The sequence below is a fragment of the Sulfolobus islandicus Y.N.15.51 genome, assembly GCF_000022485.1.
In the GTDB taxonomy this organism is placed as follows: domain Archaea; phylum Thermoproteota; class Thermoprotei_A; order Sulfolobales; family Sulfolobaceae; genus Saccharolobus; species Saccharolobus islandicus.
Window position 1 is genome coordinate 2,560,899 of record NC_012623.1, and the last position, 21,522, is coordinate 2,582,420.

At 36.0% G+C, this 21,522-nt stretch carries 21 protein-coding genes; 9 read left to right on the plus strand and 12 right to left on the minus strand.

Going from position 1 to position 21,522, the window contains the following annotated elements; genetic code table 11:
- Window positions 1-39: 39 nt before the first annotated feature.
- The 6 genes from YN1551_RS13905 to YN1551_RS13925 form a co-directional block, all read right to left on the minus strand.
- Window positions 40-798, minus strand: a complete 759-nt coding sequence (locus tag YN1551_RS13905; protein WP_010923902.1) for an SDR family oxidoreductase — start codon at window positions 796-798, stop codon at window positions 40-42.
- Window positions 799-832: 34 nt separating this feature from the next.
- Window positions 833-1,879 (minus strand): alcohol dehydrogenase catalytic domain-containing protein, encoded by a 1,047-nt coding sequence (locus YN1551_RS13910; RefSeq protein ID WP_012718146.1) that lies wholly within the window; start codon window positions 1,877-1,879, stop codon window positions 833-835.
- A gap of 281 nt (window positions 1,880-2,160) precedes the next feature.
- The gene (locus YN1551_RS13915; protein ID WP_012715504.1) at window positions 2,161-2,565 is read right to left on the minus strand and encodes a DUF3211 domain-containing protein; all 405 of its coding nucleotides are present in this window, start codon (window positions 2,563-2,565) and stop codon (window positions 2,161-2,163) included.
- A gap of 62 nt (window positions 2,566-2,627) precedes the next feature.
- Window positions 2,628-4,019, minus strand: a complete 1,392-nt coding sequence (locus YN1551_RS13920) for a 4-hydroxyphenylacetate 3-hydroxylase family protein (protein WP_010923905.1) — start codon at window positions 4,017-4,019, stop codon at window positions 2,628-2,630.
- Between the two features lie 409 nt (window positions 4,020-4,428).
- Window positions 4,429-4,566, minus strand: coding sequence for a hypothetical protein (locus YN1551_RS17205; protein WP_012718147.1), 138 nt, complete (start codon window positions 4,564-4,566; stop codon window positions 4,429-4,431).
- Between the two features lie 248 nt (window positions 4,567-4,814).
- Window positions 4,815-6,302, minus strand: coding sequence for an MFS transporter (locus YN1551_RS13925; RefSeq protein ID WP_012710461.1), 1,488 nt, complete (start codon window positions 6,300-6,302; stop codon window positions 4,815-4,817).
- 239 nt (window positions 6,303-6,541) lie between these two features.
- On the opposite strand from YN1551_RS13925, the gene YN1551_RS13930 reads away from it, so the two are divergent.
- Window positions 6,542-7,141: a TetR/AcrR family transcriptional regulator gene (locus tag YN1551_RS13930; protein WP_012712915.1), complete on the plus strand. Its 600-nt coding sequence runs from the start codon at window positions 6,542-6,544 to the stop codon at window positions 7,139-7,141.
- Window position 7,142: 1 nt separating this feature from the next.
- On the opposite strand, the gene YN1551_RS13935 is transcribed toward YN1551_RS13930, so the two are convergent.
- Window positions 7,143-7,586 (minus strand): SCP2 sterol-binding domain-containing protein, encoded by a 444-nt coding sequence (locus YN1551_RS13935; protein WP_012710463.1) that lies wholly within the window; start codon window positions 7,584-7,586, stop codon window positions 7,143-7,145.
- Between the two features lie 90 nt (window positions 7,587-7,676).
- On the opposite strand from YN1551_RS13935, the gene YN1551_RS13940 reads away from it, so the two are divergent.
- The 4 genes from YN1551_RS13940 to YN1551_RS13955 all read left to right on the plus strand — a co-directional run bounded on the left by YN1551_RS13940 (window position 7,677) and on the right by YN1551_RS13955 (window position 12,046).
- On the plus strand, window positions 7,677-8,819 hold the full coding sequence (locus YN1551_RS13940) for a thiolase family protein (RefSeq protein ID WP_012718148.1): 1,143 nt from the start codon (window positions 7,677-7,679) through the stop codon (window positions 8,817-8,819).
- On the plus strand, window positions 8,816-9,172 hold the full coding sequence (locus tag YN1551_RS13945) for a Zn-ribbon domain-containing OB-fold protein (protein ID WP_012718149.1): 357 nt from the start codon (window positions 8,816-8,818) through the stop codon (window positions 9,170-9,172). Before YN1551_RS13940 ends, YN1551_RS13945 begins: the two co-directional genes overlap by 4 nt.
- 67 nt (window positions 9,173-9,239) lie before the next feature.
- Entirely contained in the window at window positions 9,240-10,910 is a 1,671-nt protein-coding gene (locus YN1551_RS13950) for a long-chain-fatty-acid--CoA ligase (protein ID WP_012718150.1), read from the plus strand.
- Between the two features lie 23 nt (window positions 10,911-10,933).
- Window positions 10,934-12,046 (plus strand): acyl-CoA dehydrogenase family protein, encoded by a 1,113-nt coding sequence (locus YN1551_RS13955; protein WP_012712920.1) that lies wholly within the window; start codon window positions 10,934-10,936, stop codon window positions 12,044-12,046.
- 26 nt (window positions 12,047-12,072) lie between these two features.
- Here YN1551_RS13955 and YN1551_RS13960 read toward each other — a convergent pair whose 3' ends face one another.
- Together YN1551_RS13960 and YN1551_RS13965 are read right to left on the minus strand one after the other, a co-directional pair.
- A complete protein-coding gene (locus YN1551_RS13960) occupies window positions 12,073-14,064 on the minus strand; it encodes a 3-hydroxyacyl-CoA dehydrogenase/enoyl-CoA hydratase family protein (protein WP_012718151.1) in 1,992 nt (663 codons plus the stop codon).
- An 81-nt stretch (window positions 14,065-14,145) separates the two neighbouring features.
- On the minus strand, window positions 14,146-15,078 hold the full coding sequence (locus YN1551_RS13965; protein ID WP_012715510.1) for an MBL fold metallo-hydrolase: 933 nt from the start codon (window positions 15,076-15,078) through the stop codon (window positions 14,146-14,148).
- Window positions 15,079-15,286: 208 nt separating this feature from the next.
- Here YN1551_RS13965 and YN1551_RS13970 point away from each other — a divergent pair, with 208 nt between their 5' ends.
- The 3 genes from YN1551_RS13970 to YN1551_RS13980 all read left to right on the plus strand — a co-directional run bounded on the left by YN1551_RS13970 (window position 15,287) and on the right by YN1551_RS13980 (window position 17,561).
- Window positions 15,287-16,753: an MFS transporter gene (locus YN1551_RS13970; RefSeq protein ID WP_012712923.1), complete on the plus strand. Its 1,467-nt coding sequence runs from the start codon at window positions 15,287-15,289 to the stop codon at window positions 16,751-16,753.
- Window positions 16,754-16,903: 150 nt separating this feature from the next.
- Window positions 16,904-17,143, plus strand: a complete 240-nt coding sequence (locus tag YN1551_RS13975) for an esterase (RefSeq protein ID WP_238527856.1) — start codon at window positions 16,904-16,906, stop codon at window positions 17,141-17,143.
- Window positions 17,144-17,375: 232 nt separating this feature from the next.
- Window positions 17,376-17,561, plus strand: a complete 186-nt coding sequence (locus YN1551_RS13980) for a hypothetical protein (RefSeq protein WP_048052514.1) — start codon at window positions 17,376-17,378, stop codon at window positions 17,559-17,561.
- 70 nt (window positions 17,562-17,631) lie between these two features.
- Here the strand turns inward: YN1551_RS13980 and YN1551_RS13985 are convergent, their stop codons facing one another.
- A complete protein-coding gene (locus tag YN1551_RS13985) occupies window positions 17,632-18,552 on the minus strand; it encodes an MBL fold metallo-hydrolase (protein WP_012718152.1) in 921 nt (306 codons plus the stop codon).
- A 41-nt stretch (window positions 18,553-18,593) separates the two neighbouring features.
- Here YN1551_RS13985 and YN1551_RS13990 point away from each other — a divergent pair, with 41 nt between their 5' ends.
- On the plus strand, window positions 18,594-19,547 hold the full coding sequence (locus YN1551_RS13990) for a fumarylacetoacetate hydrolase family protein (protein ID WP_012718153.1): 954 nt from the start codon (window positions 18,594-18,596) through the stop codon (window positions 19,545-19,547).
- Here the strand turns inward: YN1551_RS13990 and YN1551_RS13995 are convergent.
- Window positions 19,541-20,470 carry an alpha/beta hydrolase gene (locus YN1551_RS13995; protein WP_012718154.1) on the minus strand — a complete coding sequence of 310 codons (930 nt, stop codon included), beginning with the start codon at window positions 20,468-20,470 and terminating at the stop codon, window positions 19,541-19,543. The two genes, YN1551_RS13990 and YN1551_RS13995, sit on opposite strands and share 7 nt — an antisense overlap.
- A gap of 33 nt (window positions 20,471-20,503) precedes the next feature.
- Window positions 20,504-21,448 carry a phosphotriesterase family protein gene (locus tag YN1551_RS14000; protein ID WP_012718155.1) on the minus strand — a complete coding sequence of 315 codons (945 nt, stop codon included), beginning with the start codon at window positions 21,446-21,448 and terminating at the stop codon, window positions 20,504-20,506.
- Window positions 21,449-21,522 lie beyond the last annotated feature (74 nt).

Here is a 21,522-nt window from a genome sequence, read left to right on the forward strand (position 1 = left end):
AAAATAAAGTTTTAGTTAAGCCAGAGAACGAAAAGACCCTTATTTTATTCCACCTTTTAAACTCTCTCCAGAGTCTAACACGAAAACTTGCCCTGTGAGAGACTCTATCTTAAGAATTGCTGCAGTGAACTCGGCTACCTCTTCTGGGTCAAGAATTTTACCCATTAAAGTGAATTTTTCACCAAATTCCTTTTCACTCATTCCTAACACTTGAAACATACTTTCACCTAGTTTAGTCTTCACGAATCCTGGAGCTATAGCATTAACCCTTATTTTAGGGGCTAGTTCTAAAGCTAGGTACTTGGTTAGTGCAATTACTGCAGCTTTCATAGCGCCATATATTGATAAGCCATAGGCTGGTGATACTCCAGCAACTGATGCTATGTTAACAATTGCTCCTCCATCTCTCATTTCCTTTGCTAAACTTTGAGAGCAGTAAACTACAGATTTAAAGTCAGTCGAGATATGCTTATCTAGAAGTTTATCATCTACATTTAAAAAGGGAGAGAATAGTCCTAAACCAGCATTATTTATCAATATGTCAGCTACTCTATACCTGTCGATGGTCGCTTTAGCTAAAGTTTCACACCCCTCTCTCGTAGAGACATCAGCTAAGATTCCAATAGCTTCTCCTCCGTTCTCCTTTATGATTTTTATTGTTTCATTCATTTCATCAGCTCGCTTTTTAGCGTTTACTACAACTAAACTACCTTCTTTAGCTAATCTCACAGCTATTGCCCTACCAATACCCCTACCAGAACCCGTTACTACAACGACCTTATCCTTTAGGGAGTACATGAATAATATAAAATTTTTAGCAATAAAAAACTTTCTAATTCCATCTTATTATAGCCCTTATGTGTAACCCTTTCTTTAAATTCTCATAAGCCTCATTTATCCTGTCTGGAGTGTAAATATGCGAAACTAACTTCTTAATGTCGATTTTCCCGGAAGAGGCCAAACTTACTAGATCGGGTAAATCAATTCTAGGTCTGTAGCCTAAACTTCCTATTAAGGTTATACCTCTGGAGACGAATAGTGTTACGGGAATTTGTGCTAATGTAGAGAATCCTCCCAATCCCGTAACAACTATAGTCCCACCGCTTTTAACTACTTCTAACGATAATTTGAAATCTGGATAAGGTTTTGTCTCATATACTATATCAGCACCATCTTCTAAAGCTTCCAGAACTTTCGCCCTCGCATCATTTTCGTTAGCGTTAATAATATGGGTTGCGCCCAGTAATTTAGCACTCTTTAACTTATTCTCATCTATGTCGACTGCAACAATAGGATTTAATCCAATTGAGTTAGCCAATTGTATTGCAGCAGAACCTACACCACCAGCTCCCACTATAACAACACTCTTTCCTGAAGTAGCGTTCGCACTCTTTAATGCATTATAAGCAGTACCATATGCACATGCAATTGGAGAAGAATAGTATGGATCAAGATTTTTGTCCAGAGGAATTACTGCTATCTCTGGAACAGTTAAATACTCAGCATGACCTCCATTAATACCAATTAGACCTACTAGTCTCTTTGCATTATCTTTACAATAATTCTCCTTACCATTTGCGCAATATCTACATATACCACATGGAACTATCCAAGATACTAGAACTGGATCTCCCTCCTTTAGTCCATATGGATTCTTAACGTTCTCACCTATCTTCTCTACCCACCCAGCTATTTCGTGACCAATTATAAACCCGTTAGGAAGTGGCCCTACCAATTCACCACTTAATAGATGTAAATCGCTATGGCATATTCCGGTCGATGCTACTTTCACTAAGACTTCTCCTTCTTTTGGAGCTGGATTGGGAACTTCTTCTATTTCTAATGGTAATCCATACCCTTTATATACGGCTGCTTTCATTGTTTCTTTCTATATCTTTAATAGAATTAATTTCTTCCTTTATAATAGTCGACTTTTTATTTAATACCTCTCTATTTATATATAAACTCCCCTAGAGATATAGGATATAATTTTAATGTGAAATCATATATTGTATAAATTGTATATAATATAAGATACAAACATAACAGTCAACTTTTAATGGTAGTAGCCTACTATTTTCAAACAATTTATCTAAATTGATAATAGAGTCAGAATTCAATTTTCCTTATTAAGAGAAATAGCTTTTTAACAAAATTGGCTCAGATCTTTCTCTTAATTCTTTCTAACCTTACTTCCTCGTCAAATCTTTTGATATTTTTCTCAATTTTTCTTCTTAGTGAGAATTTAATAAAAGAAGCAAATCTACCTTCAAATTCTACTATTAGTCTAATCTCACCCTCTTTAAATAAGTCAAATTCTAAAACTCCACCTTCTCCCTTTTGTGTTCCCACACTATAAAACTTATAAGACACCTTATTATTCCCTACATAGACCGTACCGTGTAGAATTAATGATGTAACTCCTAACGATATCAAGGCATCAAATTCATTACCCTTTACAGATACTGTTTCAGCTCCTAATATCTTGTATAACGTAAAAATAGGATCTGACAGAATTTTTGCTAAAGCTTGTATATCATGCTGTGTAGGGAACGTGATTTCCATAGATTTATTTTCCTATTTATTCTTTTTATGTTTTTCTATTATTAAATCAAAAGGAAAAAAGACTAGCTTAATACCCTTTTAACTAAGTTCTCGGCCTCCTTAAAATTATAACTTCTGAATAGCTCTATTTTGCTAGCTTCCATAGAACCTTCCGCATGTATCATACCAGTTAGCAAATAGCCAGTAAACGTACTAGCCCCTAATTCCTTAGCTAGTTTTAACACTTTTGCTCTTTCCTCTCCATCAACTGAGCCCCTTAAATATTTAACAATATTCTTTCCTTCATCACTTTCCAAATCTTCTTGAGAGGGCATAGTAGCTATTATCCCCCCAGCAATGTCAATTAAATCTCTTACAACATCATGGAAATGCATATTGGAGTATAATTTACCAACATTAGTAAAAAGCGGGTTGGGCACAGCTATACCCTCCATGTTTACTGGATACACAGCCGCAGCTATCGCGCTACTCCTCATAATTTCCTTGTAGAGAATTATATCAACTATATCATCTCTCACATGCTTTTCATTCTCAATGCCATTTACTTGAGATGCCACTTTAGATGCTCCCAAATATAGATTCATGGTCGCTGACCTATACGATAATGCAGTAAACCTATGGAAGGTTGCAAATAGCATAGCCAATGTTCCAGCGTAGTCGTATTCCTTAAATAAAAATACCCTATCCCAAGGAACGAAAACGTCGTTGAAGACGGTTAATGTTTCTAGCTCATAATCTTTTCTACTGAGTACTGAGGAGGAATTGCCCTCAATTTCATCAATTGGTCTAATATACATCTTCAAACCTTTAGTATTAGCTGGAACCGCAAAGGCTACTGCGTAATCTTTATCGCTATCCCTCATTACTCTGGTTGGTATGACAATAATCTCATCAGATACCGCAGATTGAGTTGTATGAGCCTTTGCTCCTCTAACAACTATTCCATCGCTTTTCACATCAACTACTCTAACATACATATCTGGATCAACTTGTTCAGAAGGCCTCTTACTTCGATCTCCCTTAACGTCAGTCTGGGCAGTGGCTAACGTTAAATCTTCTTTAGCAACTCTCTCAAAATATTTTTCAACACGTTTTGAGTAATCAGTTCCGTATTTTCTATCAACTTGTTTTGCCGTGATCATAAGGGCAAAGATCGCATCACTTCCTATTGCTTGTGAAATGTTAAATACCCCATTACAATACATCGTTAAATCGTAAATTAGTTTATGTCTATCTAGCAAATCTTGAGATGTCCAAGGTACCTTAAAGAACTTGCTCATTTTTCCCATTTTATTATCCTCATAGACTCTATCAGCGTATTCATATAACTTAGCTGCGTGCAATGCGGCTGTCTTTAAGATCTGATGTGTTGTTATATCTTCTACTAACTTCCCCCTATAATACAAATTTCTTCCATCTTTTAAGGACTTTAGGAAATCTTCTTTTGATCTCATAAATAATATAACTCATGTTAGTCTATTAACTTTTTCTTTACCTTAAAGAAATAACTCTATGATATGGGTTGGGAACATACCGCAAATTGATTGACCTAAAATCAACCCTTTAAAATAAATCTGTATTATTAAAAAGCACTTCTTTTACTTTAACTAAATACCACACTATGTCAAAGAGATTATTAATAAATGGGAGAATAGATAATAATCTGAAATCCTCTTTTTCAGTTTGAATACGTTGAAGAGTGAATAGATAAGCGTTGCAATCAAGAAGGCTAAAATGCAAAACAAGAACTTAGTTGAACTAGTAGATAGGAAACGTTCCTATAAGACGTCTCTATGGGATTTCTCATCTCATCATATACTCTCAAGGCTTGTTGGGTAGATCAAGGTTAGTAGCTCTAACTATTTATTCAACTCTCATTCCCTTCTTCCTCCTCATCTTCTCCTTACGATTAGCGATAAACTTAGACTTGCTCATCTTTCTCGTGCCTCTTACTATTCGTAATTTATTCCCAATCACGTTCCTCGTAGATTTTAACGTCATCAACTGGTACTGAGATAATGTATTTGAATTGTGAGATGAAGTCTACTACGTTAACCGAGTGGAATCCTTCGTCAAGTTTTATTAAGTTATTGAATTCTCAGCATTATTATAATAAGTTCCAGTCTTTTCTATAAATCTGATCTTGCATAACTAGGAATTATTTTTGTAAAAAGATCTTGAATATGCTAGTGAAAGTAAGGTAACTCCAAAAAAAAGTTTTCTTCAAAAATTATCTTTATTCTTGGTACTTACTTCTCGCTTTTTATAATTCCTCCTTGAGGTTGTTGTGGAGTTAGATGGATTTCGTTTATCTCCTCTAATCTTACTCCAACAGTCCTAGGAACGGTAAACCATAAGATCACTGCAGCTATAACTACCGGGAATGCCTCAATAGCCCAGGCATTTATTGGTCCAGTGGCTACTACTAATGGGAAGAGCAATAATGGTCCTATAGCTCCTCCAAGATGTCCTAATCCATCAGTTATAGCAAATCCAGTAGATCTAGCTGCTGTAGGGAAGGACTCACTACTCATTAAATATCCAGCTAAATATGACATACCACCCCCAATAGCGTTCGTAATGAGTCCTAAAGTCAATGCCATACCTAATAAGTTAAAGTGTACAGCAAAATACGATGCAACTATCATACCTACTAACCAACCTATGGAGCCTATTTGGGTAATCAATCTCCTATCTGTTCTCTCTATAATAATTAATAGAAGAAATGCCATAAGAGTATCTCCCAATGCTGAAAATCCTGTAAGGAGAACAAACTGGTTAAGCATAGTGCCAGAATAACCTATGAATTTTCCATAGTAATCCCATAATGTTGAAAATGTATACTGTACGAAGTATATGAAAAACCAGAACAATAGAAGTCCTACTAAACGTTTTGTAAATACTCTCTTGGCTAATATTGAAAATGGATTTGTAGTTTGATACGAATAATTTATTATTTTAGGTTCTGGTAATGACTGGACTCTTGCTCTCTTCATGGCAGTCTCTTCCATTATTCTTACAATACTCTCAGCTTCGTTTATCCTGCCCTTTTTGACTAAGAATCTTACAGTTTCTGGAGCCCTTATTCTAATTACTAGTGCCGCAACCGCCATTATAGCTGCTATTCCAAAGGCTAATCTCCATCCTATTGAAGGTAGACCAGTAACCAATAATGCGGCAATTGTTGAACCGATACCAACTGCTATCCATCCAGCTGCGTAGATCCAGTTTGCGTACTTACCTCTTTTTGCACTTGGAGCAAATTCAGATATATAAACCATTGCTAGATTTAAGTCGCCGCCTATTCCTGCTCCTTCAATGAATCTAAATACTGCTAGCATGGGAAAGTTGACAGATAATGCCATCCCCAAACTGCCTATTGCAGTCAATAAGACAGTGATTATTAGTACAGTCCTTCTGCCTATTCTATCTGCTAAGTAACCTAATCCTAGAGAACCTGGAATATAACCAAAGAGACCTAGAGATGCTATCAAAGAAGCTTGAGATGCGTTGATAAAGGGTATATACGGTAGTGCAGCTCCTATATTTCCCACGGCATCATAGAGTGTTATGAAGTAGCTAAATCCTATAGCCCATAGTAGTGCATATGATAGTCCCCATGTAGGTAGTCTATCTATTCTAGCCAGATATTCATCTAATTTACTACTCATGTGGTTACTTACGTCAATTACTTCATAAAAATATCTTATGAAAGTCAATTTTGTAGATTTATACATTTATTCTATAATAAGGAATTCTCAAGATTCTATTTTGAAGCATACTATATAGCTTTATACTCATTTGTTAATTTAGCTTACGTTTAGAAAAAAGAGGTTATCGCTATACTGACTGGGACTTACCTATATTTTTAAATAATACTTATTTATAAATTAGGAAAGTATTATTATAATATCATTCCTCTTAGAAAGGTTTATATACGATGACAATAAATTATAAATTGACTCAGTAATCAAAAATGGTGATCCAAATGTATAGGTACCCAAAAACTGAAAAGGGAAAGGAGTCATTAAATAAAATAATAACTGCATCACTCGACTTAATTTCAGAGAAAGGCTTTTTGAATACTAGTATAAGTGATATAACTAACAAGGCTGGCGTTGCTTACGGCTTATTCTATTTCTATTTTAAGAGTAAACATGATATATTAGATGAGTTAATTAGAAAATTCAATACCGATATGAGGTATTATTTAAAGGTAAATACAATGGGTATTCAAAATAGGATAGAGATGGAAAAAGAAGGTTTAGCTAAATTCCTAGAATGGATGAGTCAAAATAAAAAATACTACAAGGTATTCGTAGAGGCTCAAGTGCATAGGCCAGAAATGTACATATGGCATTTCACTAAATTGGCAGAGAGATACAAGATTGGCCTAAAAGAGGCTATGGATAGGGGAGAGATTGTTAAAGTAGATCCAGAATTATTAGCCTATGTATTAATAGGAATAGGCGAGATGATAGGTAGAAGATATATTCTGTGGACAAATCAAGGGTTAAATAAAAAACAATATAATGACTTGGCCATTCTTATAGAAAATATGCTAAGACCCAAGTAGTCTAAACAAGGAATTTTGTATTTATTTTATTTGAGATATTAGCCATAACCACTGAAGCAGTAGTGTATCTAGCCAGATCGAAGAGGCTACCCTTCTTAAGCTTTATTGTGCCAGACAACAAGGCTGAGACAACTTGTAGTTTTCCGCTAATTATATCCTTCCAAGAATTATAACTTGCCTCAAGTACGTATGGGGCATCAGCCTTGGTAATATCGCTGAAAAACTCCGTACCTTGACACTTTCCATTATTTAGATAAAGCTTCATTGCTATAGCGTTAGTACCCTTTACACCTAAATAGTCCAATACTTGGATAGGGATATCGGTTGCCACGAATAAAATTGGCGAAACCCACCCTTTCCCTGCGTCATTATATTCCTTGCTTTCATTTAGTAGTTTACACCATTCTTCTGCCCATTCCTTACTAGGATACACAAACTCAGCCATAATAAAAGTTAATCTGAACTTCTTAATAAGTATTATTAGAAGGATAAATTTGAACAAGATTTTTTAATAAGTAGTAAATCATGATTAACAATGATTGTAGGATTTGCTGGAAAACTGTCTAAAAATTATGAGAAAGATGGAATAGAGCTATTAAAAGAAGCCATTGATGAGGCCCTAGAGATGGCAGGATTAAATTATGCTGATATTGATGGAATAATGGCGAATATAGGTAGAGGTTCATTTCACGGTAATAAGACATATCTTAATCCTCCTGCCCAGATAAGCGAATATTTTGGAATTAAGCCAAAAATTATAGACCATGTGCAATACGGTGGACCCTCAGTATTATCAATGATATATAGGGCATATAAGGCAATTAAGACGGGGGATGCAGAGACGATACTTTGCATACAAGGAGGGAAGATATCACATTTAAAAGATAATCATTTCCAAAAAACAGATATAATAGATAGCCCCTTTGATGATTACATAAAGATTTACGACCAGATGTCTCCAATATCTGATTATGCAATGGTTGCTTATAGACACTCCAAACTCTTCGGTACAACTGATGAACAAAGGGCAGAAATTGCAGTAATGCAGAGATATAATGCAAGTTTCAATCCTAAAGCTCTATTCAGAAATCCTATTACAGTAGAAGACGTTTTGCAATCTAGGATAGTTTCTTATCCTTTGCATCTTCTTGAAATAGTTTACCCTATAGACGGCTTTCACGTTTTTGTAGTAAGTAAAAGAAGTAGCAAATCAGCCCTTAGGAATATTGATATTTTAGCATATGGAGAGGCTCATTGGCCAAATCCACCAGCTGAATGGGATGATATAATTTATACTCCAGCAATTGAAAGCGCGAAAAGGGCTTCATTTGACCTTAATCGTGTAGACACCTTTCAACTTTACGACTCATTCACCATAACCGTGATGCTACAAATGGAGGACATAGGGTTAGTTGAGAAGGGTAAGGTTGGGCAATTCGTTGAATCCCATGACTTAACTTTCAAGGGTGATGTTCCCATTAATACTGGGGGTGGTAGTTTGAATACTGGTCAACCCGCTTACATGAGTGGTGGTGTTATTTTAGAAGAAGCTTTACTTCAATTAAACGATATGGCAGATGGCCATCAGGTTAAGGGTACTGACGTTGTATTCCTAAATGGAATTGGGTGGTGGAGTAGAAAGCATAGTGTAACTTTAGTATTGGGTGAGCGGAAATGAGAGATGACGAGATAAGAGAATCATACTTTAAATATTTCAATGAGGAGAAGTTACCGTTTATTCAATGTAAAAATTGTGGTCATAGGTTTTACTATCCAAGAGCATTTTGTCCTAAATGTGGCTCTTCAGATCTTGAAGTTAGATTTAGTGAAGGGCGAGGTAAAATATTTGCGATGACTAAAATCTATAGGAAAGACGGTAGCTATGTTATTTATGGGATAGTAGAGCTAGAGGAGGGGTTTAGAATGTATTCCAATATAGTCGAGGGGAATCAAGCTGACATTGCTAAAAGAGTTGAAGTAATATTTAAGGAGATTAACGGCAAGAAATACCCCCTATTTAAGGTTATCTAGCTCTTAGTTTCATTTTTTATCTATAAAGGTAAAAAAGCTTAAATATAGAAAAGATTACATATTACATGTGGAGATAATAAAAGGTTTTCCTTCAACTATGATGGATGACTATCAACTTAACGTCAAGCAAATATTAGAACATGCAGGGAAGTGGTATGGGGAACAAGAAATTGTCTCTAGGAAAAAGGATAATACGATCTTTAGATACAATTATAGGGAAGCATTTAGAAGGGTTAAGAAACTTGCAAGTTCGCTTAAGTCTTTAGGGGTTAAGGTGGGTGATAGAGTAGGTGTACTAGAATGGAACACGCATAGGTTTTACGAATTATACTTCGCAATCCCTGCTACTGGTGCTGTAATGTTAGAGCTAAATCCTAGACTTCACCCACTTCAATTGGCAAAGATTATTAACCACTCTAAAGTATCATTTCTTTTCTTAAACGAGGACTTCATTCCTATAGTTGAGAGTATATCAAACAATATACCGTCCGTTAAGAAGCTCATATTGATTTCCGACACTGAGAAGATGCATCGAAATAGTTACTACGATTACGAGACATTGGTAGAGGAAGGTGATGAGGAATATGAGATACCAATGTTCGATGAGAGGACGTCGTGTTATGCAGCATATACTACTGGTACTACTGGAGACCCTAAAGGGATATATTATTCACATAGATCAATTGTATTAAATACATTAGTAATATCACGTAATATCACAATAGATGATACTTTTATGCAATTAGTACCTATGTTTCACGTAAATGGTTGGTTAGGATTTATGGCTACTACACTAGTTGGAGCGAAGTTAGTGTTACCAGGGAGATATACTGCAGATAACCCAAGACCGTTAGTTGACTTAATGATTAACGAGAAAGTTACAGTTACTGCTGGTGTTCCAGAAGTGCTTAGTTCAATTTTAAACTATTTAAGGAACATGGAAAACAAACCATTATTTGTGAATTCTAGAATACTTATAGGAGGAAGTGAGCCTCCTCTAAGCTTAGTAATAGGTCTAATGGAGTTTGGATTTCAAGTTGGACAAGGATATGGTGCTACTGAGACTACACCTTCAGTTGCAGGCAGTGTTGTTAAACCCAAGATAAAGGAAAGATATTCTGAAAAGGATATGTTGGATTTGTTGAGAAAACAAGGTATACCAGCTTTTGGAATTGATATAAAGGTAGTTGATCCTTCAACTGGTAAAGAGGTTCCTCATGATGGTAAAACTATAGGTGAGTTATGGATCAGAGGGCCTTGGATTGCTTCTGCCTACTATAATGATCCCAGAACTGTAGAGTCTTTTGTAGGTGATGGTGTAGATAGATGGTGGAGAAGTGGAGATTTAGCTGTAGTAGATGAGCTAGGTTATATTAAAATAGTAGATAGGATAAAGGACGTTATAAAGAGTGGGGGAGAATGGATAAGTACAGTAGATTTGGAGAACCACTTAATGACCCATCCAGCTGTAGCTGAGGCTACAGTTATAGGTATTCCTCATCCTAAGTGGGGGGAGAGACCATTAGCTTTCGTTGTTTTAAGGCAAGGGTTTGAAAATCAAGTAAGTAAGCAGGAACTATTAGGGTATTTAAGCCAGAGATTTGCTAAATGGCAGCTACCTGATGATATAATATTCGTTAAGGAGATTCCTAAGACTAGTGTAGGGAAATTTGATAAGAAGGTTTTAAGGGAAAAATATAGAGATTTCTTTACTAGTGATAGAAAAGAAAGTATTTAAAGTGAAGAGGAGGTATTAAAATTATGAGTAAAAATGAGGATGAATTGGAAGAGTACAGAAGTAAGATAAGGGAGTGGATAAGGAATAATGTACCGGAGGAGATAAGCTCTAAAGGAGATATGGCTCCTCCTGAGATCTTAAGGGAGTGGCAAAGGAGAATATATGAGGCAGGATATTTAGGGGTTTCTTGGCCAAAGGAATATGGTGGATGGGGAGAAAATCCGATTAAGGAGATAATAGTTAGAGAGGAGTTCGCCAAAGCAGGAGTACCTTATGCAACAGTTGGATTAGGAGTATCCGTAGTTGGTCCAGCAATAATTCTCAACGGTACTGAAGAACAGAAGAAGAAATACATAAGGAGAATATTAACGGCTGAGGATATATGGTGTCAAGGTTTTTCTGAACCACAGGCTGGTTCAGATTTAGCTGGAATAAAGACTAAAGCTGAGGATAAGGGGGATCATTTTCTAGTTAATGGACAGAAGATATGGAGTAGTTATGCACATTTGGCTAACTATTGTCTTCTTCTAACTAGAACTGGTGATGTATCGGAGAGACATAAGGGGCTTACTATGCTTGTAGTTGATATGAAAAGTGAGGGAATAAGAATAAGCCCAATAAAGCAAATTACTGGGAGGTCAGAATTTAACACATTGTATTTTAGTAACGTAAAGGTTCCTAAGGAGAACGTTGTTGGTAACGTCGGTGAAGGATGGAAAGTGGCAATGTCCACGCTAAATTATGAGAGGCTTAACATAGGAACAATATTATTTACAGTAGAAAGGCTTGTAAGGGAATTATCTATTAACAATGAGCAATTGTTCAATACCGCTGAGGATATAGTAGCACTAAAGTCATTTTATAAGAGGGTATTGGAGCGGCTTAAGAAGGGATATGTTGCAGGTCCAGAGGCTGCAGTGATAAAGTTGGTAGCTTCAGAGGCCATACAGAGAGTTTATGAAAATGCAGTAGCTAATGCTGGAATAGAAGGACTAGTAATGGAAAATGGAGCCGGATTTAGACCAGAGATAATATATGGCTTATTAGCCTCTAGAGCTATAACAATAGCTGGAGGGACTTCAGAGATATTAAGGAATTTATTAGGGGAGGTTGTTCTAGGATTACCAAAAGGTTAAAGAAAGAAAATAAAGTGAATAAAAAATTATTCTCCTTTAAATTGTGGTTTTCTTTTCTCCAAGAAAGCTTTTACTCCTTCTTCCACATCTTTAGTTGTAAATAAAAGCCCAAATAATGTGGACTCAAGGGTCTGTCCAATCCAGATATTGGATTCATATCCTAATTCTATCGCTAGTTTAGCTGCCAACAAGGATATTGGAGATTTTTCAGCTATTTTCAATGCTACCCTTCTTACCTCTTCCTCGAACCTATTGGCTGGAGCTACTAGATCCACTAGTCCCATCTTATACGCATCTTCAGCGGAAACCATATCACCGGTATATATCATTAACTTAGCCTTTCCCTTCCCTACTAGCTTGGGTAATCTCTGTGTTCCCCCAGCTCCAGGTATTATACCTATGTTTATTTCAGGCTGTCCTAATTGCGCAACTTCAGAAGCTATCCTTATATCGCAAGCCATTGCCAACTCAAGTCCACCCCCTAATGCAAACCCATTTATCCCTGCAATTATTGGCTTAGTATAAAGAGCAATTTTGTTTACTACATTCCTTAGAGTCCTCAATCTTATTACGTCTATAGGTCTTAGCGTAATAAACGAACTAACATCGGCTCCAGCTGAGAAAGCCCTACCGTTCCCTGTGATGATAACAACTCTTACGTCATTTCTGCCCTCTAATTCATCTAGACTCTTGTCAAGTTCACTTACCAACTCTGGATTTAATGCGTTTAAACGCTCTGGTCTATTTAATATAATCCACGCTAGGGGTGGTTCAATACGTATAATAAGTGTGTTTAGTTTCTTCTCCTCAACCTTTCCATATGTATAGAACCCACTACCAGTCTTTATTCCTAATTTATTCTCTCCTACCATTTGAGTTAGTAAGGGATCCGGTGAGAAAACACTATAACCAGATAATGCCTTTAGGTCTTCTAAAGCCTTAACCACGCTATCAATTCCTAGTTCATCTGCATATTGGAATATTCCCTTTGGAAGTCCTAAGCCTAATCTCACACCTAAATCTATGTCATCCCTACTTGCTATTCCTTCTCTCAATAGTCTAGCAGCCTCATTTACAGCTCCAGCTAAAATTAATACGGGGTTTAATTTATCAGCTAATTCTTTTGGCAATTCTGGTTTAACATACTTGCCTGGTCCTGGATATGTATAGAAACCTTTTCCAGTTTTTACACCTAGTTCATTGTTCTTAAACTTCTGCTCTATTAGACTGCATATTGGTATATCATCTCTTATCCCTAATTCCTCTCTAGACTTTGAAACGTAATATGCAACATCTACTCCAGTATAGTCTATTAACTCATACACCCCCATTGGAAATCCTAATTTATATCTAGCTACTGAGTCAACTTCTCTGTAGTCCGCAACTTTCTTCTCCACTAATATACATGAGGCGACATTTATCTGGCCCAATATCCTATTAACAACATAACCTGGTACGTCTTTGTTTATCATTATTGGTTGTTTGCCAAACCTCTTTGCTAAATCGTAAGTTATTTTGGCGGTTTCGTCGCTAGTTTTATCTCCTTTCATCACTTCCACAAGTTGCATTAATACTGGTGGGTTAAAGAAGTGCATCCCCACAACTTTATCTGGTCTCTTAGTAGCTTCAGCTATTTTAGTAATTGGTAGACTGCTCGTATTTGTGGCTAATATTGCATGAGATGGTAATAATTCGTCAAGTTTAGAAAATACTTGTCTTTTTATATCTATCCTCTCTGTTGAAGCTTCTATTGAGAAGTCTGCGTCACTTACTGTCTTATCTAATCCCAATATAGTAGTTATCCTGGACATTATGGTATCGATACTCTCTTTTATCTGTCCTCTCTCTCGTAACTTACTTAAACTCCATCTTATCCTTTCTAATGCACTGTTTAATATGTCTTGAGATATATCGCTTAAGTACACCTTATATCCTGAAATTGCAGCAATTTCAGCTATACCATGTCCCATTGTTCCTGCTCCGACTACAAGTACTTTTTTAATATCTTCTACTTTCATCGGATAAAGATAAGCAAAATAAGGTTAAAAAGTAATCTCAATTCAATCTTCATACAATTTTTAATATTTACCCATTTTATATCAACTACTCATAGTATAATAAATACTATTAGTGTTGTTTATCTCCCTTATAACGCCCTCTTCGACCAAGTATTTAATATGTGCTAATGTTTCCCCCATTGCCAATTGCTTATCAAAAGTAGAGAGTTCATCCCACTTCTTATACCAAGAAATTCTAGACGCAATATCAAATCCATTAGCCCTTCTCAAAACACTTATAATATTCTTTATTTCCTCTAGTCTTTTTTTATGGTGTTCCTTTATTTCCTCTACCCTTTTACTTACATCTTTGAATGGCTCTCCATGTGCTGGATATAATTGCTCAACACTTAATCTTTCTATCCTATCGAGACTTTCTAAATATGCCTTCAATGGGTTATCTTCCAATCTCAATAACGATACATTTGGCGTTATGTCTTGCAATATGTGATCCCCGCAGAAGACTACTTTGTCGTAGGCTAGGCAAATATGTCCCATGGTATGACCAGGCGTTAATAATACTCTCATCTGTCCTTGCCCAAATTTTACCACATCCCCATCCTTAACGGTATTGAAATTTACGCTGTCAATTATTTCGTTAAATCGACTTCTATTTTTAAACATTTTCTGAATGAACTCTTCTGGAAATCCGTTCGCGAGAAGATATTGTCTCATTTCCTTTTCATATTCTTCACTTACCAGATAGGCTATATATTCGAACTCCCTATCCGATATCAATATGTCACTCTTATCCTTAAACAATCTAACTAGCCCCATGTGATCTGGATGGTAGTGGGTAATTACAACTAAGTTTGGATAACCATGAGCCTTCAAATAATTTGTTAAAGTGATTACATCTTCTTGAGTAGGTAGTCCAGTATCGATTAGTATGCCCTCTTCATTATCTTTTACTAAATATGTGTTTATGTACTTTAAGGGACCTTGCATTGGTAACTTTAAAGTAAATATCGTCACAAACTCACTATCTCTTGACTAACTTTAAAATTTATCTCTTTAGTCCAATAAACTTATTGTACTTTCATTGACCTTAAAAATTGAATAAATAGATAAATAATAAGAAGGTTTGCCCTTTGCTCTAATTAGGAGTTAAACTCATTCGAATTTTGTATCAAATTTCTCTATGATATATATTATTGATAGCTAATATCTAATTATACAATTTATGTATAAGTCTAAAAAATTGACTTTCATAAGATATTTTTATGAATTTATTGATCTAAGTAACCTCATGAGTAGTAAGTTAGATGAATATCTAGCTAGGATAGATAGATTACCAACCTGGGGACTATCATATGCGCTACTATGGGCATTAGGGATAGGGTATTTTGCCACCCTATATGATGCAGTATCGAATTTAGGTTACGCTTTACCATTTATCCCTTTCATAAACGCAACTCAAGCTTCAATTATTGTATCTGTGGGATTAGCAGGTTACATAGTAGGTTCGATGGGATTTGGTATCGCTTCAGATAGGATAGGTAGAAGACCAATACTGATTGTCACGTTTGCGCTTCTAGGAATTGGCAGTTTAGGTATGGGTTTAGCTACTAACTATTTTACGCTTTTTATTTTTAGAGTACTAGAGGGCATAGGTATAGGAGCAGCTCTCAATTTAGCTATGGTCTATGTTGCAGAGTTTTCTCCTAGTACGAAAAGGGGAAAATATGCAAATTGGATTTTCATTTCAGGGTGGACAGCAGTGGGGGCAGGTACGGTAGTCGCAGCGTTTATCGTCACTATTAGCCCTACAATAGGTTGGAGAATAATTTTCCTTTTGCCTGGAGTCTTAGCTCTTATAACTACTGTCATTTTAGCTATTTCATCACCAGAAAGTGTTAGAATATTGGTGAAGAAAGGAAAGATACAAGATGTGGAAAGGATTGTAAATAGAATGGAAGAGATAAGTATGAGGAGAGCTAAAATGGAATCGCTTCCACAGCCTAAGATAGTTCATTACGAAGAGATTCCATCCTATAGCCAACTGAAAATACTAAGAGAGCCGAAATATCTTAAGCGTCTAATTTCGCTTACAGTTTTCTGGTTCTTCATTTACTTTATACAATACACATCCACTGGACTCGGTCCTACATTCGTAAAAGTAGTGGTAGGATTTTCTCCGGCCCAATATGCAGAGTATATTAGATTATCAGGGTTTGCAGCGATAGGAGCCACCATAATCTCATTTTTATTGCTAGGCATTGTGGAAAGGACTGATAGAAGGTTATTAACCCAGATTGGAGGAATAGGGTTCCTAGTTAGCTCTTTCGTTTCAACTTACTTATTGCTTAACAAGGAACTTATAACTTGGTTTATAACATATTTTCTCCTTGAATTCATTCTTAACCCGCCATACCTAGCTGGATATTTAATGAGTAGCGAAGCCTTCCCAACGGCAGTTAGATCAACAAGCTTCGCCATAACTGATGGTATAGGGCATTTGGGTGGAGTTGTTGGGCCTTTGCTCTTATTTCCCTTAATAGGGATAATAGGTCCATTACCAGCATGGATAGTTCTAGGTTTTCCAGTTCCTTTTGCTGCTGCATTGTTATGGTTTACAATTCCAAAGACAGTAGGGGTTAGACTTGAGGAGGTCAATGAAGCTTACAGAGAGGGCGCTACACAAAGATAAGTCATAGCTAAATAATCATTAGCGAAACTTTAGAGAATTAATAGTGAAAGTTTCTTAAAATTAAATAGTAAACTATATATGGAGTCAAAAATATAAGATTGATTAGGTGGAAGGATTCCTCTAGATCCGGAAGTAAGTAGCATTGAAGAAATGGAAGCTAAAGGTATTTACGCTATACCCAGTAGAGGAGGGCCAAATAACCCTATCTGGGCTTACGCGTTAGCAAATCCACATATGCCAGGTCCAGATCCCAAATATAAGACTATAAGTGATTTCTTAATGGATAGTTTGTATATAAGTGGATCAGCGAATCCTTACGATTATCCATGTTCTAAAAAAGAAGATGTTCCCAATTTTAGCTTCTTTCGACTCTTACTGGCCATAGGTTAAGTCTAGAAAGGGGGTTAAAATTTGACTATAAGGAAATACTTGTACCCACTATAGCATTTGTCAGCAAAAGGTTCGGTCTTCAAGTCTTTGACAGCTAGAGATTACCTCCAAATAGTGAAGTCATCTCGTTGAAGGGATATGGCCATTTGGATGTGTACACTGGACTGAATCCTTTTTCATGTTAATAGAAATCTTTTTATATTTAAGTATGTTAAGATTTCATTGATAAATGATGATCTCTCATGCCGATGTGGGCTATGCCCAAAAGGGTGAGGGGGATTACGGAGATGTGAGCCCAGTGCCGTTGGGGTCGAAGGAGCCCCATGACCCACATACCGTTAAGTTTGGTAGGTGGTTGAGGGCTAAGTCTCTACACTCGATCATGAATGAATATAAAATGATTGAAATGAAAGTGTAGGGGACAAACGGAAAACAGTGAAAAAGACGTCAACTCCATAGTGTTAAAGTGGTTGTCGCAACAACATTAATTACTTTATTTCACCTTTCTTTTCCCTATATTTAACCATCTCTACTAATATTTTATCAATGTTCTCCAATTTTGAGGCTGGAGGATTTCCCTTCAACTCGCTATAAGCTCTAGCCAAATTTCCAATTATCCTCTCCTTACTTATCCATTCCTCATATTTGCCTAAATTTACTTCATAGGCAGCTCTAATAGGATCATCAATATTCTTCATCAGTTTTCTAGCCTCATCCCTCACAAAGATTAAGTAATCCCTTGATTCATATAAGGTTTTTCTATCATAACTTACCTCACCGTGACCAGGTACATAAACCTCTGCGTTAAGATTAGCTAGGTTCTCTAACGTATTTATATATCCTTGAATGTAGCCCATTAACGCAAATGGAGTACAAGGTGGAGAAAAGAGGAGGTCACCAGTAAATACAACCTTTTTATTAGGAACATAGACGTAGATGTCACTAATCGTATGTGCGTAGCCAACATAAGCTATTCTAACTTCATCATCATCAATAAATATTCTCATCTCATCATCAATTACTACTTCTTGGGGAGTGTATTTATAGCCCGAAAAATCTATTGTACTAAATAACTTCTCGTAGGGATTACTCCCTCTCTTCATTCCCTCTACTACCTTCTCCCTACAATTCTTATGGCAAATGGTTATTGCGTTAGGGAATAAGTGATTAGTCCACAAATGGTCTTCATGTTCATGAGTATTTATCAAATACTTTATTGGCTTATCCGTTACTTTCCTTATTTCAGAAATGAATTGTTTAGTCATTTTCTCATTCGTTAATGAATCCACTACTATAGCGTAATTTTTACCAATTATTACCCCAGTATTGCTTAAGAACCAATCACCATTAGGTTGAATGAAAGCGTATACGTTATCACTTATCCTTTCGAACTTATATTGAACTTCCATGATAATATATTACCTTTTTCGATTAAATATTTTTAGAGAGCATGAAACTACTAAGTTTCGTTAAGGATAATAGGGTAAGAAGTGGTGTTTTGGTTAACGATGAGCATGTGGCAGATCTGAATACCTCCTGTTATCTAATGCTAATGGAGAAAGGGGAAGATGAACAGTTTGTGGAGAGGTATTGCCAAGCTATTGTCCCTCCAGATATGCTAAGTGTTCTTCAAGCTGGAGATAGGGGATTGGAAATGGTCAAGGAAATTTTGGAGTGGGCAAAGAAGAGAAATGAGGTTCTTTATAATATTAATCATGTTAAGTTAAAGGCCCCATTATTAAGGGCGAATATGTTAAGGGATTTCTTAGCATTTAAAGGTCACGTTGAGGCTACTTATAGGAGAAGAGGGCAGCCTATTCCTGAAGAATGGTTCAAGATACCTATTTATTACAAGGGAGATCCAGCAATATTTTATGGTCATTTAGAGGAAGTACCTTGGCCGAAGTACTCTAATCACGTTGATATAGAGTTAGAAATAGCAGCCATAATATATAAGAAAGGTAAGGATATTGATAAAAGAAAAGCAAAGGATTACATATTAGGTTTTACAATTTTCAATGATTTTAGTGCGAGAGATATACAAATGGCTGAAATGAAAGGTTTGTTAGGTCCAGCTAAGGGTAAGGACTTCGCCAATGGATTGGGGCCTTGGATAGTTACTAAGGACGAGTTATCAGACATTAAGGGGTTAGGAGTTTACGCTAAAATCAATAATGAAATCTGGTGTGATACTAGGGCAGAGGACATGCAATGGACTTTTGAAGAAATGATAGAATATGTCTCACAAGACGAACACATTAGGCCCGGCGATGTTTTCGGTAGTGGCACTGTAAGTGGATGTACTGGATTAGATATAGGTAAATCGTTAAAGCCAAATAGTAGTATAGAACTTTATGTGGAAAAAATAGGTATTCTGAAAAATGTTATAGTAAAAAATCAATAGTTAAATATTTTTTTAATTGATGATGCAATATGATGTATTGCCTCCCTTCCCACATCTAAATATTCGTAAAAGCTCACGAAACCGTGAATCATGCCGTTATATCTTAAGCTTATTGCCTTTACTCCACTCATCTTCAATTTATGAGCGTAAATTTCCCCTTGATCTCTTAAGGGATCATACTCAGCAGTTATTACCAACGCTGGAGGAAGGTTATGTGGATTAGCGAACACAGGTGAGGCTAAAGGATTATAATAGTCATTATCATCCTTAACATACTGCTTATTGTACCATAAAATTCTCTCATAGGTTAGGAAATATCCATCACCGTAATTATATATTGAGGGGGAGGAATCTAACATGTTAACTACAGGGTATATTAAAACTTGATACTTCACAATATTATCCTTATTATCTCTATTAAGAATACTAACTACTGCAGACAAATTGCCTCCTGCACTATCACCGGCAACTGCAATTTTTGACGTGTCTATTGATAACTTTCCTCCATTATTAGCCAACCACTTAACAACGTCATAAGCTTCATAAACTTGTGTAGGGAATTTGTGTTCTGGAGCTAATCTATAATCCACTGAAACTACTATCGTATTTGATAATTTCGAAATTAGCCTACATACACTATCATGAGTATCTAAGTTCCCATAAACGAAACCTCCTCCATGATAATACACTACAGCGGGTAGGTTTTCCTTTAGGCTTGGAAAATAGAGTCTAATTTTTATATCCCCATTACTCCCTGAAATAGTCATATTACGGATATCATTCAGTTCAACTTTCTCTTTATTAAATAAATTGACAAAAAGTTCATTTCTGACTTTTCTGAACTCTTGTGGTGTTAGAGGAGTTGTAGGTAATAACGAATTTATTTTAGTTAGGAGATCTTTAACTTGAGGATCAAGTGGCATGTTATAATAAATATGTTGAATTAAAATAAATATTTAGCTGAAGAATTTTTTCGGATTCTCCTTGAATATTATATCTATAACCTCCTCACTCACTCCATTTTTCTTTAAGAACGGTATGGTATCCTCAAATATTAGTGCCATACTCCATCTTGGAGCGAGTTTAGGTTTAAGCTCTGGTCTAGCAGTCCCCCAGTCAATTGTGCAACAATAGTCATGTGAAATCATTATCCTATCAGAGTAACCATCCTTGATTAGTTTCAATGTTGTTTCATTTCTCTTATCAACTGGTAAGAACAAATCTAAACCATATCTATCTAATCCGATAAAGGATCCCTTATCTGCTATCTTCTTTATATAATCCGTATTATCAGTGTCCCCCAAATGTCCTATTAATATCTTTCCTGGATCAACACCTTCTTCCATTAATATTCTCTGTTCTTCTAATCCAGTGTTATTGTGAGCATTAGAATGCGTAATTATAGGTACTTTAGCTTCCTTATGGGTTATAGCTGCTGCTCTTATTACCTTCTCTACATCTTTAGTAATGCCTGGCTCGTCTGCAGCTATCTTTACGAAGCCAGCCTTATTGGAAGTAGCCTGTATTCCCTCTTTTATATCGTGAATAAATAGGTCAGCTATCTCATCAATTGACCTATTTAAGAAATAGAAAGGTAAGTCAACGTATATGTAAATCCCCGTCCCTGCTACCAAATTTATCCCAGTGTCCTTAACTACCTTTTCCATAAATCTAATGTCCCTTCCCAATCCCATTACTGTAGGATCCACTATAGTCTTTACTCCAAATTGTATAGCCCTTTTAACCTCATTTACAGCGTTTCTTAACTCCTCATCTTCATTGTACAAATGAGGCCATTGATATCTGACTGCTTCACTAAAAACTCTTAAATGTTCATGAATCAGCGTAAATCCCATATCCTCAGCTTCTATTGGCTCTTTCCCAACTAATGGTATTCTCATATAATAGTTTATTTTTATCCATAATAGATAAGCTTTTCTGTGAATAAAGGTTTATTAGTGTATATATCTAAATT

Bases quoted from the DNA above. Each gene is read 5' to 3' on its own strand.
- YN1551_RS13955 (WP_012712920.1), top strand. From the start codon at position 10,934: ATGAGTAAAAATGAGGATGAATTGGAAGAGTACAGAAGTAAGATAAGG.
- YN1551_RS13960 (WP_012718151.1), bottom strand. From the start codon at position 14,064: ATGAAAGTAGAAGATATTAAAAAAGTACTTGTAGTCGGAGCAGGAACA.
- YN1551_RS13980 (WP_048052514.1), top strand. From the start codon at position 17,376: ATGATCTCTCATGCCGATGTGGGCTATGCCCAAAAGGGTGAGGGGGAT.
- YN1551_RS17205 (WP_012718147.1), bottom strand. From the start codon at position 4,566: ATGACGTTAAAATCTACGAGGAACGTGATTGGGAATAAATTACGAATA.
- YN1551_RS13945 (WP_012718149.1), top strand. From the start codon at position 8,816: ATGAGAGATGACGAGATAAGAGAATCATACTTTAAATATTTCAATGAG.
- YN1551_RS13915 (WP_012715504.1), bottom strand. From the start codon at position 2,565: ATGGAAATCACGTTCCCTACACAGCATGATATACAAGCTTTAGCAAAA.
- YN1551_RS13910 (WP_012718146.1), bottom strand. From the start codon at position 1,879: ATGAAAGCAGCCGTATATAAAGGGTATGGATTACCATTAGAAATAGAA.
- YN1551_RS13990 (WP_012718153.1), top strand. From the start codon at position 18,594: ATGAAACTACTAAGTTTCGTTAAGGATAATAGGGTAAGAAGTGGTGTT.
- YN1551_RS13985 (WP_012718152.1), bottom strand. From the start codon at position 18,552: ATGGAAGTTCAATATAAGTTCGAAAGGATAAGTGATAACGTATACGCT.
- YN1551_RS13970 (WP_012712923.1), top strand. From the start codon at position 15,287: ATGTATAAGTCTAAAAAATTGACTTTCATAAGATATTTTTATGAATTT.
- YN1551_RS13940 (WP_012718148.1), top strand. From the start codon at position 7,677: ATGATTGTAGGATTTGCTGGAAAACTGTCTAAAAATTATGAGAAAGAT.
- YN1551_RS13930 (WP_012712915.1), top strand. From the start codon at position 6,542: ATGGTGATCCAAATGTATAGGTACCCAAAAACTGAAAAGGGAAAGGAG.
- YN1551_RS13935 (WP_012710463.1), bottom strand. From the start codon at position 7,586: ATGGCTGAGTTTGTGTATCCTAGTAAGGAATGGGCAGAAGAATGGTGT.
- YN1551_RS13975 (WP_238527856.1), top strand. From the start codon at position 16,904: ATGGAAGCTAAAGGTATTTACGCTATACCCAGTAGAGGAGGGCCAAAT.
- YN1551_RS13925 (WP_012710461.1), bottom strand. From the start codon at position 6,302: ATGTATAAATCTACAAAATTGACTTTCATAAGATATTTTTATGAAGTA.
- YN1551_RS14000 (WP_012718155.1), bottom strand. From the start codon at position 21,448: ATGAGAATACCATTAGTTGGGAAAGAGCCAATAGAAGCTGAGGATATG.
- YN1551_RS13920 (WP_010923905.1), bottom strand. From the start codon at position 4,019: ATGAGATCAAAAGAAGATTTCCTAAAGTCCTTAAAAGATGGAAGAAAT.
- YN1551_RS13995 (WP_012718154.1), bottom strand. From the start codon at position 20,470: ATGCCACTTGATCCTCAAGTTAAAGATCTCCTAACTAAAATAAATTCG.
- YN1551_RS13905 (WP_010923902.1), bottom strand. From the start codon at position 798: ATGTACTCCCTAAAGGATAAGGTCGTTGTAGTAACGGGTTCTGGTAGG.